Genomic DNA, 12,745 nt, shown 5'->3' with positions numbered 1-12,745 from the left:
TTCCTGCTTATACTTTAGCTCTGTAACAGGAGCTCCTGTCACACCATCCCCTTAAAACGGTTCCGATGTGCTGCTCAGAGTTTTGTTTCAATCATCCACCCTTGTTCCTTTTCAGCTGGCGGAACTCTCTGGAAAGAATGGACTGACCTACTCTTCTCTTCAAGGCATTTTGTTTTGTATATCCTAGCATTTTATCGCATTGCATGTAAATGTATTTCCCATCCTTTTATTCATTTAAAATGCCTTCACGCAATACTTCAGATTTGTCCCCGTATACTTTTGTTAAATGCATATCGCCCCATGAGCAAAGGGAATTCAAAATTCCTTCCAAGCTGATGCCGTATGCGCTCAGCTCGTATTCCACTTTTGGCGGAACTTGGTTGTAGACAATGCGGTTGATGACGCCATCGCTTTCAAGTTCACGCAGTTGCTGCGTCAACATTTTCTGGGTAATCTCCGGCATCAGCCGTTTCAGTTCACTGGTCCGTTTTTTGCCGCGCATCAAATGACAAAGAATGACGGTTTTCCATTTGCCCCCGATCACTTCCAAAGTTGCCTCTACCGATATGTTGTATTTCTTCTCCATTGCACTTCTTCCTTTCTTATAGGCACTAAAAAGTATCTACAGCACTTCAAAGTGCGTACTTCCTTTTAATTACTCCATACCACATACTATCATCTATCGACCCGAATTGATCGACGAAAACCTATTTGGAATTGTTGGCATTGGCACTCAGTGCATTTGCCATCGGCACGACCGAATTCATCAGCGTTGGCTTATTGCCGATGATTGCGGAGGATTTGACCATCAGCGTGACAACCGCTGGCTTGACGGTTTCACTTTACGCGTTAGGCGTCATGTTCGGCGCGCCTGTCCTGACATCACTAACAGCCAATATGTCCCGCAAATCCCTGTTGCTGTGGATCATGGTGGTATTCATACTCGGCAACTTGCTTGCTGCAACCGCCACGACGGTCGGAGTGTTGCTGATGGCGCGAGTGGTTTCAGCTCTTGCCCACGGGGTATTCATGGCTATCGGGGCTACCATTGCCGCTGACTTGGTTCCAGAAAACAAACGGGCCAGCGCCATCGCTATCATGTTTACCGGATTAACAGTTGCTACAGTCACCGGCGTTCCTTTCGGGACATTCCTTGGGCAACAATTTGGCTGGCGTGCGGCATTTATGGCCATTGTCGTCATCGGCATCATCGCCTTTATCGGAAACAGCGTCTGGATTCCGTCTGACTTGAAAAAAGCCGTCCGCACTTCTTTCCGTGACCAAGTCAAACTGGTCACGAACGGCCGGTTGCTGCTGGTTTTTGCCATTACAGCTCTCGGCTACGGCGGCACATTTGTCGTATTCACTTACTTGTCCCCTTTGCTGCAGGAAGTGACCGGATTTGAGGCAGGAACGGTCACACTCATTCTGGTCATTTACGGCATTGCCATCGCGATCGGCAATACAGTTGGCGGCAAGCTGGCCAACCAAAATCCGATCAAAGCCTTGTTCTATATGTTCCTGATCCAGTCCGTCATTTTGCTCGTGCTGGCCTTGACCGCACCGTTCAAAGTCGCAGGTCTTATCACCATCATCATTATGGGACTGTTCGCTTTTATGAATGTTCCGGGACTGCAGGTTTATGCGGTAATGCTTGCGGAACGCTATGTACCGAGTGCGGTAGACGTAGCATCAGCCATCAACATCTCTGCGTTTAATGCCGGCATTGCCATTGGTGCATTTTTAGGAGGCATAGTGGCTGACTCGATTGGCCTTATCCACACATCGTGGATTGGCGCCATCATGGTTTTCGGCGCTGTTTTGCTGAGCGCTTGGAGCCGCCACTTGGAAAACAAAGAAACACATACCCAACCTGTTCCACACCAATTGCACGAAACACCAATCAACTAACTGGAGGATGATGAACATGAAAAACTTGCAGGACACTACTACTTTGCACAACGGCGTTAACATGCCTTGGCTCGGTCTGGGCGTATTTAAAGTCAACGAAGGATCAGAAGTTATCGATTCGGTTCGTGCTGCGATTGCTAACGGCTACCGCAGCATTGATACAGCGGCAGCTTATGGCAATGAAGAAGGCGTTGGCCAAGGAATTCGCGAAGGTTTGGAAAAAGCGGGCATTTCAAGAGAAGAGCTGTTTGTCACTTCGAAAGTATGGAATTCGGATCTAGGCTATGAAGAAACTATCGCTGCCTACGAAACCAGTCTGAAAAAACTGGGATTGGACTACTTGGATTTGTACTTGATCCACTGGCCTGTAGAAGGAAAATTTAAAGACGCGTGGCGCGCATTGGAAACCCTATACAAAGAAGAGCGAGTCAAAGCAATTGGCGTCAGCAACTTCCACATCCATCACCTGGAGGAATTGATGAAAGACGCGGAAATCATGCCCATGGTCAATCAGGTGGAATACCATCCGCGCTTAGCCCAACAAGAGCTTCACGAGTTCTGCAAAGCGCACAACATTCAACTGGAAGCTTGGTCGCCTTTAATGCAGGGCGAACTGCTGGATCATCCTTTGCTTGTGGAAATTGCGGCTAAGACCGAAAAAACAGTGGCACAGGTCATTCTTCGCTGGGATCTGCAAAATGGTGTCGTGACCATCCCGAAATCTACCAAAGAAGTGCGGATTATTCAAAATTCACAGGTTTTCGATTTCCAATTGACCGATGAAGACATGGAACGGATTTCGCAATTGAACGAAAATCGCCGAGTCGGTCCAGATCCGGACAACTTTGATTTTTAATTCTTTAAAGCCTCCTCTTGACTAAAAGAAGGAGGCTTTTTTCTGCAATTAACAGTATCTGGTTGGACAATTCAGTGGCAATATTGAGAAATCATATTTTTTATAATTTTTTCTTAAAATAATAAAAAAAAGCATTATATTTACAGTAGATATAACGTACTATGATAACAAGCACTTTTCAGGAAATGCTCCGTTAACTCTCTGTTCAGGAGCTTAACTAATTTCGATTTTTTGAACAGGGAGGTTTACCCAATGAAATCCAAAAATAAAAAAAGACTGGCTCTGAGTTTCATTATATGTTCCATACTGCTGTATTTCGTCTGGTTGAGTGTCTGGGCAGACAATGAAGCTGTTTTGACATTAGGCGGGAATATCCTGTCCAGCATCGGCTGCCTGGTTGCTTCCGTCTGGCTTTTCCAAACTTCAAGAAAAAGTACAGGCAACGAAAAGATCTTTTGGCTGCTGCTTACAATCGGGACCTCGAGTTACTTCGTGGCCGAGATTTTATGGGTAATTTATGAAAACCTTCTATTGAGTGAAGTACCTTTTCCAGGACCTCCTGACTTTTTTTACTTGCTTCAATTTGGTTTTTACTTGGCAGCTTTTTCATTTAAGTTGGTTAAAGAAACCAAAAAACATCAGTTTATCACTTTCCTTTTTGATGTTCTGATTGTTATGGTCGTTGCCTCTACCTTCAGCTGGCATTTTTTGCTCAGCCCGATTATTGAAGTTGGGGATATTTCTATGTATGCACTGATGATATCCCTGGCATATCCAGTGGGGGACTTAGTCCTTTTGCTAGGAGTGGTCGGCATTTATCTCAGCGCAAAGAAATCCACCCTCACAAGCAGCTTGCTTGTCCTTTCAGCGGGACTTTTTTTTCAAATAATTGCTGATTCTGCTTATTTGCATTTGATTTCTTTAGGCCAATACAAGTCTGGCAGCTTAATTGATCCCCTGTTCATCCTGGCTATTCTGCTCATCGGTTTTTCAGGAGTTTTGCGTACAGAAAATACATTCAATACCCAACCGGCATGGTTGGAAGAACATCCTTTACAGCAATTGAGTTTCCTTCGACTTTCATTGCCTTACATTACCGTCTTAATATTGTTTGTTTTCATGGTTTCTCGATCTTCAAGCATTGATATCGTGACAGTCGGTTCAGGAATTTCTATCCTGTTGGTCATACTTAGACAGATCATGATTATTTTGGAAAATCAGCAATTGCTGCGAAAATACCAAGAGAAAACCGAGCAGCTTGATATCAGTGAGCAACGCTATAAATCCTTGTTTGACTATCATCCAGATGCTGTCTATTCGCTTGACGTGACTGGACGTTTCGAGAGCGCCAATCCTTCCAGCGCCCAACTTTTCGGATACGAAAAAAACGAGTTGATTGGTCTTCAAAGTTCAATATTCGTTGAAAAAAATATGCAGCATCATGCTTCCAAGTACCTGGAAAATGCGCTGAGGGGACAGCCTCAAAGCTATGAAGTGCCCATGCGCAGCCGGTTTGGGGAATTCCATTACTTGAGTGTCACCAACATTCCGATTATGGTGCGAAACGATATTGTCGGTATTTTTGGGATCGGCAAAGACATTACAGAGAATAAGAAAAATGAAGAAAAAATTCAATTTTTAGCTTATCACGACCCATTAACCGGCTTAGCAAACCGCTTGTACTTTGGAGAATCTTTGAAAAAGGCCGTGACAGAAGCAGAATTGCTGACCGAAATGTTTGCGGTTATGTTTATCGACTTGGACCATTTCAAGGAAGTCAATGATACCCTAGGGCATGATATCGGAGATAGGCTGCTGATTTCTGTTGCGAACAGGATTACTGACTGCGTTTATAGTGAAGATCTCGTTTCCCGGCAAGGCGGGGACGAATTTACGTTAATCATGCGCCATATTAGCGGTACAGAAGCTGTTGCACAGACTGCAGAGAAAATTTTAGCTTCTTTAAAACAAGCCCACATCATCAATGGCAATGAAATTTTCAGTCCGCCAAGCATCGGCATTGCCATCTATCCATCAGATGCTAAAACTCCGATGGATTTAATGAAAAAAGCGGACAAAGCCATGTACGAAGTAAAAGCGAATGGCAAAGGCCATTTTCAATTCAGCCAATAAATTATTCTAAATACCCCCAATTAGCTCCTTACAGGACTGGTTGGGGGTATTTGTTTAGATGATCCTAAAGCTTTGCAAGATAAGCAGACATTTTGACAGTCCCGCTCAGTCTGTTATAAGTTAGTAGGGTTAATTCCGATAGAATTTATAAGGATTATCCATTTAAAAAAGGAGTGAGACCATGAAAGCCTTATGGAGAAGCTATTTGAACGCATCATTGATTTTTAAAATTTCCGTTGCACTTATACTCGGCATTGCCGTCGGTTTGATCTTTGGGGAGCAGGCAGCTGTGCTGGCCCCGCTTGGTGATTTACTGCTGAACTTGTTGACTTTCCTGATCATTCCACTGATTCTCTTTACCATGATGGTCGGCATCAACCAATCTTCCACGGGGGATCTTGGACGAATGGGCGGCAAGGTGTTTATCTACTACGCTTTCAGTTCCGCATTTGCCATAATTGTTGGATTAGCTGTAGCTAGTTTTTTCCAGCCTGGAACGGGCATGCAGCTGCAGGGCAATGAAACCTTTGACGTTCCGGAAAATCCTGGAATCGTTAGTGTCCTATTGAACATCGTGCCTTCCAATATTTTCACCGCTTTTACAGAGCTTAACTTGCTTGGCATCATTTTCACGGCCTTTGCTTTCGGCATCGCACTGTCTTATATGCGCCAGTCTAATGAATTGGAAAGCTTAGGCGAACATTTGTATAAAACCATCAATGCGCTGAACGAAATGACCATGCTGGTGTTGAAAGCTGTGCTGCAGTACGTGCCAATTGGAATTTTCGCCATCATAGCCGAAACTGTGGGGAGCCAAGGGTTCAACACACTTTTATCACTGGGTGAAATGGTGCTCGTCTTGTACATTGCTCTAATCGTCCAGCTTATTCTTTACACTTTGCTTTTACTCGTATTCAAAGTAAAACCGGGAGAGTTTTTCAAACAGGCGCGTACACCGATGCTGACTGCATTTGTCACACAAAGCAGTTCAGGAACTTTGCCGTTGACCTTGGACGCTGCTAAAAATCTGGGGCTTTCGAAAAGCCTGTACGGATTCAGCCTGCCGCTTGGCGCGACCATCAATATGGACGGAGCCGCCATCCGGATTGCTGTTTCTGCCGTCTTTGCAGCGAATCTAGTCGGCGATCCGTTAAGTCTTTCCGAAATGCTGCTGGTCGTGCTAATCGGAACTTTGGCGTCCATCGGAACTGCTGGTGTTCCAGGTGCTGGAATTGTTATGATTTCCACGGTGTTTGTCCAACTGGGCTTGCCAATGGAGGCTGTTGCCTTGCTGGTATCCATTGACGCATTGGTCGGCATGGGCTGCACGGCACTGAACGTTACCGGCGACCTGGTCGGGAGCACCGTTATTGATAAAAATGAAAAGAAACGGAAAACTGCATAATCTGGTAAAAGAGGCTGCCTTTTGGTAGCTTCTTTTACTTTCTACCATTAATCAACCGGTTTGAATTCGCTCTTTAGCACCGCATACATTGCGAGGTCCACAAATTCACCTTTAATGATCATATGCTGCCGGGCGATTCCTTCCCGCTTCATGCCCAGTTTTTCAGCCAGACGCTGGGATTGGTTGTTTTCCAGCATAATGGGCGCTTCTACTTTGTTCAGCGCCATACTTTTAAAACCGAAAGAAAGCAAGGATTTTGCGGCCTCAGCCATCAGCCCTTGCCCCCAGTACTCAGGCGATAGCACATAAGCAATTTCCGCTTTGTGGCGTTTCGGACTCCAGCTGATAAAATCAATGGTGCCAATCATCTTGCCGTTTGCTTTCAATTCGATAGCCCACGTTAATTTAGACTGCCGATCATAGCCTTCTAGAATAAAAGATAAGAATGCCTTAGAATCTGTTATCGATTGATGCATTTGCCACGGCAAATATTTGGACACTTCTGGATGTGAAGCATAAGCAAAAAGATCTGCAGCGTCTTCCATTGTTATTTTCCTAAGAAGCAACCGTCCTGTTTCGATTCTCGGCAGTTCTCGGTAGACTGTCTGTAGATTCTTCATGGATTGTCACCCTCTTTTCTTAAAGTTTCATTTCAGTTATTCTATTAAGTAACACCAAAGGAGATGGCTTTATTGACTACAGTTGGTTTCGTACGGCATGGCATTACAGATTGGAACATTCAAGGCATTGCACAAGGATCTTCGGATGTCCCGTTGAACGAAACGGGCCGGCAGCAGGCGGAGTCGCTTGCAAACCGTTTGGCTGCAGAAGAACATTGGGACTTGATCATCTCCAGTGATCTGTCCCGCGCAAAAGAAACGGCTGAAATCATCGGCCGAAAACTCTTTTTGCCAGTCAACCATTTTGATGCGCGGCTGCGTGAAAGAAGCGGCGGCAAAATCGAAGGCACGACCGAAGCCGAGCGCCTTGAAAAATGGGGTGCAAACTGGCGCGAACATGATTTGGCAATGGAGAACTTGGACAAAGCAGCGGAGCGAGGAGTCGCTTGTCTTGAGGACATACTAAAAAACTTCAAGGGCCAACGCGTACTGCTTGTCAGCCACGGGGCTTTGATCGGCCTTACGCTGCAAAAACTTCTGCCTGAAAAGTTCACAGAAACTTCCATGGACAATACATCCATTACAATTTTGAAAAACGCTGAAAGCCGATGGGATTGCACGCTCTATAATTGCACAGTACATCTGAACAAAAGCGAAAGTTATTGATTGCTGGCATAGCTTGCTTGCTCCTGTACATTTACTTTCCATGAAACCACGGTCGTGCTGTCGCGAACGTGGTTTTTTTGTATGGTGTCTAGTAATGCAGCCACTCCCTCAATTGTTGTTCTGTTCTTGCATTGCTGCCAAATGCTATCAGGTTCAGCCAATACTGCACCTGGACACTCCACCAGTCCGTCTGTTGTCAGCAGGAGCTGATTTTCTCCTTGCCGTAATTCTCTCACCCCGCTGCTGAAACATGGAACCTGTTGCTCGAAGGTATTTACTTGCCCAACCCATTCGTAAAACTGGCGCTGATTGATCTGGTACTGGCCAAAAGCAGCCAATTCGGGGTGAAAAACGTACAGCAAGCAATCACCGATGGAAAACCAGTATAGGTAGTTTTCTTTTCTAACTGCTATCAGGCACGCCGTCTCCCCTTGCACATTTCGGCACGCTTCCTTAAACTGCTCTTCCTGGAACAACTGCAGCAGACACGTCTCAATACTGCTGAAAAACCCAACACTCACCTTACTTGACAGTAGAGAAGTGAGCGCTTTTTGATAATTTTCTACTTGTTCAACAACCAGCTCAGCGCTTTGAGCTGTATTGTGCGCATCCAGAAGCATGATGAACTCCCACTCGTCTTTTTCATGCACCCACATCAGGCAGCCATCTTCATTCTTCGTCTGGCCAGCAGCAGAGTTGCCGCCAAATCGCCCAATTACCAATTGATCGATTTGCAGAACCTTTGGTTGATCGACATATGCGTTGTCGCTTCCAATCCAACGAAAATCTTTTAGTTGATGCATCGCTATCTCCTCGTTTCCAATATTCTTACAATTATAATTCACCGTTTACTAATTGAATAGGAAAAGATGACGGGTACGGTAGAATGCACATCAATTTACAGAATGTGATAAAGTGAATACCAGTGAGCAACATAAATTTAAATGAAAAAGGAGAGATTCTTGATGTATATCGTAACCAACCGCATTAAAATGAAACCAGGCTTTGCAGAAAAAATGGCACCTAACTTTGCCCGTCCGGGTGCTTTGCAGGAAATGGAAGGCTTCGTCAAAGTTGAAGTGACAGTCACACAGGACTTGACGGAGTACGATGAATTGAACGTTAATATGTACTGGGAGACGCTTGAAAATTTTGAAGCCTGGAAAACCAGCGATATTTTTAAAGAAGCGCACAAGCGTCCAGAAGCAAAAGAAGACAGCAACGAACCCAAAAAAGAATCACCGATGCTTGGCAGTGAATTGGTTATCACCAAAATCGCTGCTTTGATTGAAGCGAAAACTTCAAACTAATGAAAATAGACAGATAGCCTGGTATGGGCTGTCTGTTTCTTTTGTGCCCATCCATTTCTCTGTCTTTCGAATCACATTACTTGGCAAGGAGCATTTCTATTGAACAACTCAAAACCCGCTTTATGGACAAAAGATTTTATTGTGACCGCTTTAGTGAACTTTTTCTTAGTCCTTATTTTCTATCTCTTGATGGTTACCATCGCTGTATACGCCGTCGAAGAATATAACGCCTCGACAAGTGAAGCTGGACTGGTTACCGGAATTTTCATCCTGGGTGCTTTGGCTGGGAGGCTGGTCATCGGACGTACAATTGATAAAATTGGACGCAAACGAACATTGATCATCGGCCTTGCTTTGTTTACATTGACCACGTTCTTCTATTTCCTGAACCTGGGACTGTCGTTTCTGCTGCTTAACCGCTTTCTGCACGGCATGACTTTAGGTATGGCAAGCACCGCAGCCGGAACCATTGTTGCCCAAATTATTCCGATGAGGCGCAAAGGTGAGGGCATTGGCTACTTCAGTCTCAGTGCGACATTGGCAACTGCTTTTGGTCCGTTTATTGGGTTGATGATGAGCCAGCACAGCAGCTATGAAATGATTTTCGCACTGTGCTTAGCTTTAGGGACGATCAGCTTAATTGTGTCTTTATTTTTATATGTACCGCCTATTGAGGCGCCTCCTTTCTCTACCGAAACAAAAGGATTTAAAATTTCCGATTACATTGAACCAAAAGCTGTTCCAATCGCACTTGTTTGTCTAGCGGTTGCCCTTTGTTATTCCAGCGTGCTTTCCTTTATCAACTTCTATGCAATGGAAGAAAATTTAGTGGAAGCCGCAAGCTATTTCTTCCTGGTTTATGCTTTGGCAATATTGGTTTCCCGGCCTTTCACCGGTCGACTGATGGATTTGAAAGGCGCCAACTTTATTATGTATCCAGCCTTCGCCGTTTTCGCAGCCGGGTTGTTCTTGCTGAACCTGTCGAGCAGCAGCACCGGCTTGCTCGTTGCCGGGGCTTTGATTGGCTTGGGCTTCGGCAATATGCAATCGACTGCACAAGCCGTGGCGGTCAAGCTGACCCCTCCGCACCGGATGGGGCTTGCCACTTCAACATTTTTCATTTCGATGGATGCCGGACTCGGCTTTGGCCCTTATCTTTTGGGCTTCGTGATTCCGCTGATCGGCTATAGTTCGCTGTATGGGATTCTCGGTTTTGCAGTACTGGCAATCGCGTTCCTGTACTATATGCTGCACGGCAAAAAAGAAAGCGCGGATGCTAAGAGTTGGAGTAGATTCCAAGCAAGTCAAAATCATTAGTTCAATCTGTATAGAAATGCCTTCTTACCAAAAACGCCCAACCGTAGAAATTCTGAATTTCTACGGTTGGGCGTTTTTAATTGTTCGATGTCACCAAAGCGGTTTTTGTTCATTTGATAGCTTGATTGTAAAAGGAATAAAGACAAACATACCAAGAATAAATACAGTCGCAAAAGATACGAACAAGAGATTATTTAAATCGAAAAAGGAATTTAAACATACAAGTAAGAACAAGGGAAGAAAGGGAAATAAAGAAATCCTTAATTGCGTTTTTGGCATGACATATTGCCGCTCTCCGCAGTTCGGACAACTTTTATTGTTTTTAAAACCAATTAGGACTGCACTGGACCAATTCCATTTGTGATTGCAGTTTTGACAGGTTGGCATTATCTTCTCTCCTTTCCAATAAAACACCGATCAGTTATCCTAACGGCGCTTCGTTCGTATCACTTAGCTTAATGTAGAAAGGGAAAAAGATGATTAGCAAAAGACCCACAACTCCACTCAAATATCCAAGCCCCATCAAAAGTCCTCCATTTTGAAAGGAAACATATTGTTGAGTTTTACAGGTTGGACATTCTTTCCCGTTCTTAGAAATTCCAAGTTTCCAAATATCTTTCGCTTTCCATTTATGATTACAATTAGTACAACGTGCCATCCAAACACTCCTTATTTAAAAACCGAAATATTACATTAATTAAATTATACATTTTTTCCAAATAAAATCCAAATCCATTGTAAATTAAAAAAACACTTCAACCGCAGAAACTCTGAGTTACCAGAAGTTTTTTACAGTGTGAAGTGTTAGTTGGTATACATTATTAACTCTTGCGATGGGAAGCGGAGTTCCTTTGCTACAATGGCTTTTATTCTTCCTCTTCTTCTGCTTTGTCAGCAATCGCTTTGGTTTTATGGACCGTGCCGTGTGGATGTTCAGGCGGCGCGTAAATTGAATAGATTTTTAATGGCTTATCGCCCGTATTTGTGACGTTATGCCATTTTCCTGCTGGAATCATGATGGCATAGTCGTCTTCGGCGTTTTCTTCAAATGTCAGGTTTTCTTCGCTGTCGCCCATTTGGACAAATCCTTTTCCAGCTTCAACCCGAAGGAATTGATCGCCTTCTTCATGGACTTCCAGGCCGATGTCATCCCCTGCTTCAATGCTCATCACGGTTACCTGAAGGTTTTTCCCTGTCCATAATGCGGTGCGGAATGTATCATTTTGTTTCGTCGCTTCTTCAATATTTACTACGAACGATTCTGCTCCATAATCTTTTAATTCCATTGCCAATTCCTCCTCCGAATTTTCTTAACAGCCTTCTATACCTCTGTTTAGGCTGCTTCAAACAATCCGGCACAGATTTTGCCTACACCAATAATTGTTTAACCAATTCCTTGTTGCGCTTTTTGAATACTTCATTGTGGGAAGACACCATCGCGATTTTGTGGGCGTCCGGCTGTATATAATGCTTGGCTTTGTTAACTGCATTGGCCGCATCTTGGAAAGTTCCGGCAATCAAATTCAATTTTCCTTCATGCTGGAGAATGTCTCCGGCTGCAAAAAGGCCAGCCACTGAAGATTCACTGCTCGGCGTACCGGCAATGTAATAGTCATCCGCAATTTCAATAGCCAATGGGCTGTTTCCAAGCAAACTGATGTCGCGTTCATAGCCGTGATTAATGATCATTTCATCAATCGGCAACACTTGGATTTCTCTTGTTTCCTGATGAGTCAGTTCGACAAACTCAATAGCATCCCGATCGTCTGAAGCAATCAGGCGTGTAATGTTGGTATTCAGGCAGCAAATAGCCGAACCGTTCAACAATTGCGATACTTGTGCTTCGTGACCCGCCAGTTCCGGTTTACGGTACGTCACATAAACTTGCTTGGCAATTGGCTCAAGTTCGTTGGCCCAATCGATCGCTGAATTTCCGCCGCCGGAGATCAGGACCGTCTTGTCTTTAAAACGCCCTAGTGATTTGACTGTGTAATTCAGGTTGGATACTTCGAAACGTTCTGCGCCTTCAATTTTCAGCTTTTGCGGATTCAAGATGCCGCCGCCAACTGCGACGATGACCGTTTTCGATAAATGCACGCGGCCAGACGAACCGATTAATTCAAATAGTCCTTCTTCATTTTTCGCTACCGACTCTACCTTTTCATTCAATACAACTTCCGGGTGAAATGTCAGCCCTTGTGCAACCAATTGATCGATAAGCTTTGCCCCTTGGATTGGCGGCTGTCCTCCTACATCCCAAATCATCTTCTCTGGATAGACGTGAATTTTGCCACCCAATTGCGGTTGGAATTCGATAATCTTCGTTTTCATTTCCCGCAAACCGCTGTAAAAAGCCGAATAAAGCCCCGCAGGACCCCCACCTATAATCGTTACATCAAAAAGCTCGTTTTTCACCATTTATTTTCACTCCTATCCCTCTATATTACGTATTGACAATGCTTGAAATTAGTCTTATAGTATTGATTGTACTGAAATTGAGAATCATTATCAACGAAAAAGATATTTA

Annotated in this window: 14 protein-coding genes and 1 other annotated feature (1 of these 15 only partly in view); of the genes, 7 read left to right on the top strand and 7 right to left on the bottom strand. The window is 44.3% G+C overall.

Annotation, left to right across the window (positions count from 1 at the left end):
* Positions 1-172: a binding site (T-box leader), on the bottom strand (it extends 82 nt beyond the left edge of the window).
* A gap of 54 nt (positions 173-226) precedes the next feature.
* Positions 227-586 carry a winged helix-turn-helix transcriptional regulator gene (locus AC4EG4_RS09010; RefSeq protein ID WP_490987583.1) on the bottom strand — a complete coding sequence of 120 codons (360 nt, stop codon included), beginning with the start codon at positions 584-586 and terminating at the stop codon, positions 227-229.
* A gap of 125 nt (positions 587-711) precedes the next feature.
* Between AC4EG4_RS09010 and AC4EG4_RS09005 the strand changes: the two genes are divergently transcribed.
* From AC4EG4_RS09005 to AC4EG4_RS08990, 4 genes are all read left to right on the top strand, one after another.
* Positions 712-1,911: an MFS transporter gene (locus tag AC4EG4_RS09005; RefSeq protein ID WP_490987582.1), complete on the top strand. Its 1,200-nt coding sequence runs from the start codon at positions 712-714 to the stop codon at positions 1,909-1,911.
* Between the two features lie 10 nt (positions 1,912-1,921).
* The gene (locus tag AC4EG4_RS09000; RefSeq protein WP_490987797.1) at positions 1,922-2,767 is read left to right on the top strand and encodes an aldo/keto reductase; all 846 of its coding nucleotides are present in this window, start codon (positions 1,922-1,924) and stop codon (positions 2,765-2,767) included.
* A 252-nt stretch (positions 2,768-3,019) separates the two neighbouring features.
* On the top strand, positions 3,020-4,900 hold the full coding sequence (locus AC4EG4_RS08995; RefSeq protein ID WP_490987581.1) for a DUF4084 domain-containing protein: 1,881 nt from the start codon (positions 3,020-3,022) through the stop codon (positions 4,898-4,900).
* 181 nt (positions 4,901-5,081) lie between these two features.
* A complete protein-coding gene (locus AC4EG4_RS08990) occupies positions 5,082-6,305 on the top strand; it encodes a dicarboxylate/amino acid:cation symporter (RefSeq protein ID WP_490987580.1) in 1,224 nt (407 codons plus the stop codon).
* 47 nt (positions 6,306-6,352) lie between these two features.
* Here the strand turns inward: AC4EG4_RS08990 and AC4EG4_RS08985 are convergent, their stop codons facing one another.
* Positions 6,353-6,925 carry a GNAT family N-acetyltransferase gene (locus AC4EG4_RS08985; protein ID WP_490976867.1) on the bottom strand — a complete coding sequence of 191 codons (573 nt, stop codon included), beginning with the start codon at positions 6,923-6,925 and terminating at the stop codon, positions 6,353-6,355.
* 72 nt (positions 6,926-6,997) lie between these two features.
* Here AC4EG4_RS08985 and AC4EG4_RS08980 point away from each other — a divergent pair, with 72 nt between their 5' ends.
* Positions 6,998-7,591 carry a histidine phosphatase family protein gene (locus tag AC4EG4_RS08980; RefSeq protein ID WP_490987579.1) on the top strand — a complete coding sequence of 198 codons (594 nt, stop codon included), beginning with the start codon at positions 6,998-7,000 and terminating at the stop codon, positions 7,589-7,591.
* On the opposite strand, the gene AC4EG4_RS08975 is transcribed toward AC4EG4_RS08980, so the two are convergent.
* On the bottom strand, positions 7,585-8,394 hold the full coding sequence (locus tag AC4EG4_RS08975) for a PP2C family serine/threonine-protein phosphatase (protein WP_490987578.1): 810 nt from the start codon (positions 8,392-8,394) through the stop codon (positions 7,585-7,587). The two genes, AC4EG4_RS08980 and AC4EG4_RS08975, sit on opposite strands and share 7 nt — an antisense overlap.
* Before the next feature lie 162 nt (positions 8,395-8,556).
* On the opposite strand from AC4EG4_RS08975, the gene AC4EG4_RS08970 reads away from it, so the two are divergent.
* Both AC4EG4_RS08970 and AC4EG4_RS08965 read left to right on the top strand, forming a co-directional pair.
* Entirely contained in the window at positions 8,557-8,901 is a 345-nt protein-coding gene (locus tag AC4EG4_RS08970) for a heme oxygenase (protein ID WP_490987577.1), read from the top strand.
* A 99-nt stretch (positions 8,902-9,000) separates the two neighbouring features.
* Positions 9,001-10,218 carry an MFS transporter gene (locus AC4EG4_RS08965; RefSeq protein WP_490987576.1) on the top strand — a complete coding sequence of 406 codons (1,218 nt, stop codon included), beginning with the start codon at positions 9,001-9,003 and terminating at the stop codon, positions 10,216-10,218.
* A 90-nt stretch (positions 10,219-10,308) separates the two neighbouring features.
* Here the strand turns inward: AC4EG4_RS08965 and AC4EG4_RS08960 are convergent, their stop codons facing one another.
* From AC4EG4_RS08960 to AC4EG4_RS08945, 4 genes are all read right to left on the bottom strand, one after another.
* Positions 10,309-10,605 carry a TIGR04104 family putative zinc finger protein gene (locus AC4EG4_RS08960; protein ID WP_490987575.1) on the bottom strand — a complete coding sequence of 99 codons (297 nt, stop codon included), beginning with the start codon at positions 10,603-10,605 and terminating at the stop codon, positions 10,309-10,311.
* A gap of 34 nt (positions 10,606-10,639) precedes the next feature.
* A complete protein-coding gene (locus AC4EG4_RS08955) occupies positions 10,640-10,876 on the bottom strand; it encodes a hypothetical protein (protein WP_490976862.1) in 237 nt (78 codons plus the stop codon).
* A gap of 208 nt (positions 10,877-11,084) precedes the next feature.
* On the bottom strand, positions 11,085-11,504 hold the full coding sequence (locus AC4EG4_RS08950) for a cupin domain-containing protein (protein WP_490976861.1): 420 nt from the start codon (positions 11,502-11,504) through the stop codon (positions 11,085-11,087).
* 82 nt (positions 11,505-11,586) lie between these two features.
* Positions 11,587-12,636 carry an NAD(P)/FAD-dependent oxidoreductase gene (locus AC4EG4_RS08945; protein ID WP_490976860.1) on the bottom strand — a complete coding sequence of 350 codons (1,050 nt, stop codon included), beginning with the start codon at positions 12,634-12,636 and terminating at the stop codon, positions 11,587-11,589.
* Between the last annotated feature and the right edge of the window lie 109 nt (positions 12,637-12,745).

The organism is Planococcus sp. TJ-201, assembly GCF_058268495.1.
This window is presented reverse-complemented; position numbering and strand designations above follow the sequence as displayed.

What these genes read in the sequence shown, in the direction of transcription:
- AC4EG4_RS09010 (WP_490987583.1), bottom strand. Translation starts at nt 586, where the DNA reads ATGGAGAAGAAATACAACATATCGGTAGAGGCAACTTTGGAAGTGATC.
- AC4EG4_RS09000 (WP_490987797.1), top strand. Translation starts at nt 1,922, where the DNA reads ATGAACATGAAAAACTTGCAGGACACTACTACTTTGCACAACGGCGTT.
- AC4EG4_RS08995 (WP_490987581.1), top strand. Translation starts at nt 3,020, where the DNA reads ATGAAATCCAAAAATAAAAAAAGACTGGCTCTGAGTTTCATTATATGT.
- AC4EG4_RS08990 (WP_490987580.1), top strand. Translation starts at nt 5,082, where the DNA reads ATGAAAGCCTTATGGAGAAGCTATTTGAACGCATCATTGATTTTTAAA.
- AC4EG4_RS08985 (WP_490976867.1), bottom strand. Translation starts at nt 6,925, where the DNA reads ATGAAGAATCTACAGACAGTCTACCGAGAACTGCCGAGAATCGAAACA.
- AC4EG4_RS08975 (WP_490987578.1), bottom strand. Translation starts at nt 8,394, where the DNA reads ATGCATCAACTAAAAGATTTTCGTTGGATTGGAAGCGACAACGCATAT.
- AC4EG4_RS08970 (WP_490987577.1), top strand. Translation starts at nt 8,557, where the DNA reads ATGTATATCGTAACCAACCGCATTAAAATGAAACCAGGCTTTGCAGAA.
- AC4EG4_RS08960 (WP_490987575.1), bottom strand. Translation starts at nt 10,605, where the DNA reads ATGCCAACCTGTCAAAACTGCAATCACAAATGGAATTGGTCCAGTGCA.
- AC4EG4_RS08955 (WP_490976862.1), bottom strand. Translation starts at nt 10,876, where the DNA reads ATGGCACGTTGTACTAATTGTAATCATAAATGGAAAGCGAAAGATATT.
- AC4EG4_RS08950 (WP_490976861.1), bottom strand. Translation starts at nt 11,504, where the DNA reads ATGGAATTAAAAGATTATGGAGCAGAATCGTTCGTAGTAAATATTGAA.
- AC4EG4_RS08945 (WP_490976860.1), bottom strand. Translation starts at nt 12,636, where the DNA reads ATGGTGAAAAACGAGCTTTTTGATGTAACGATTATAGGTGGGGGTCCT.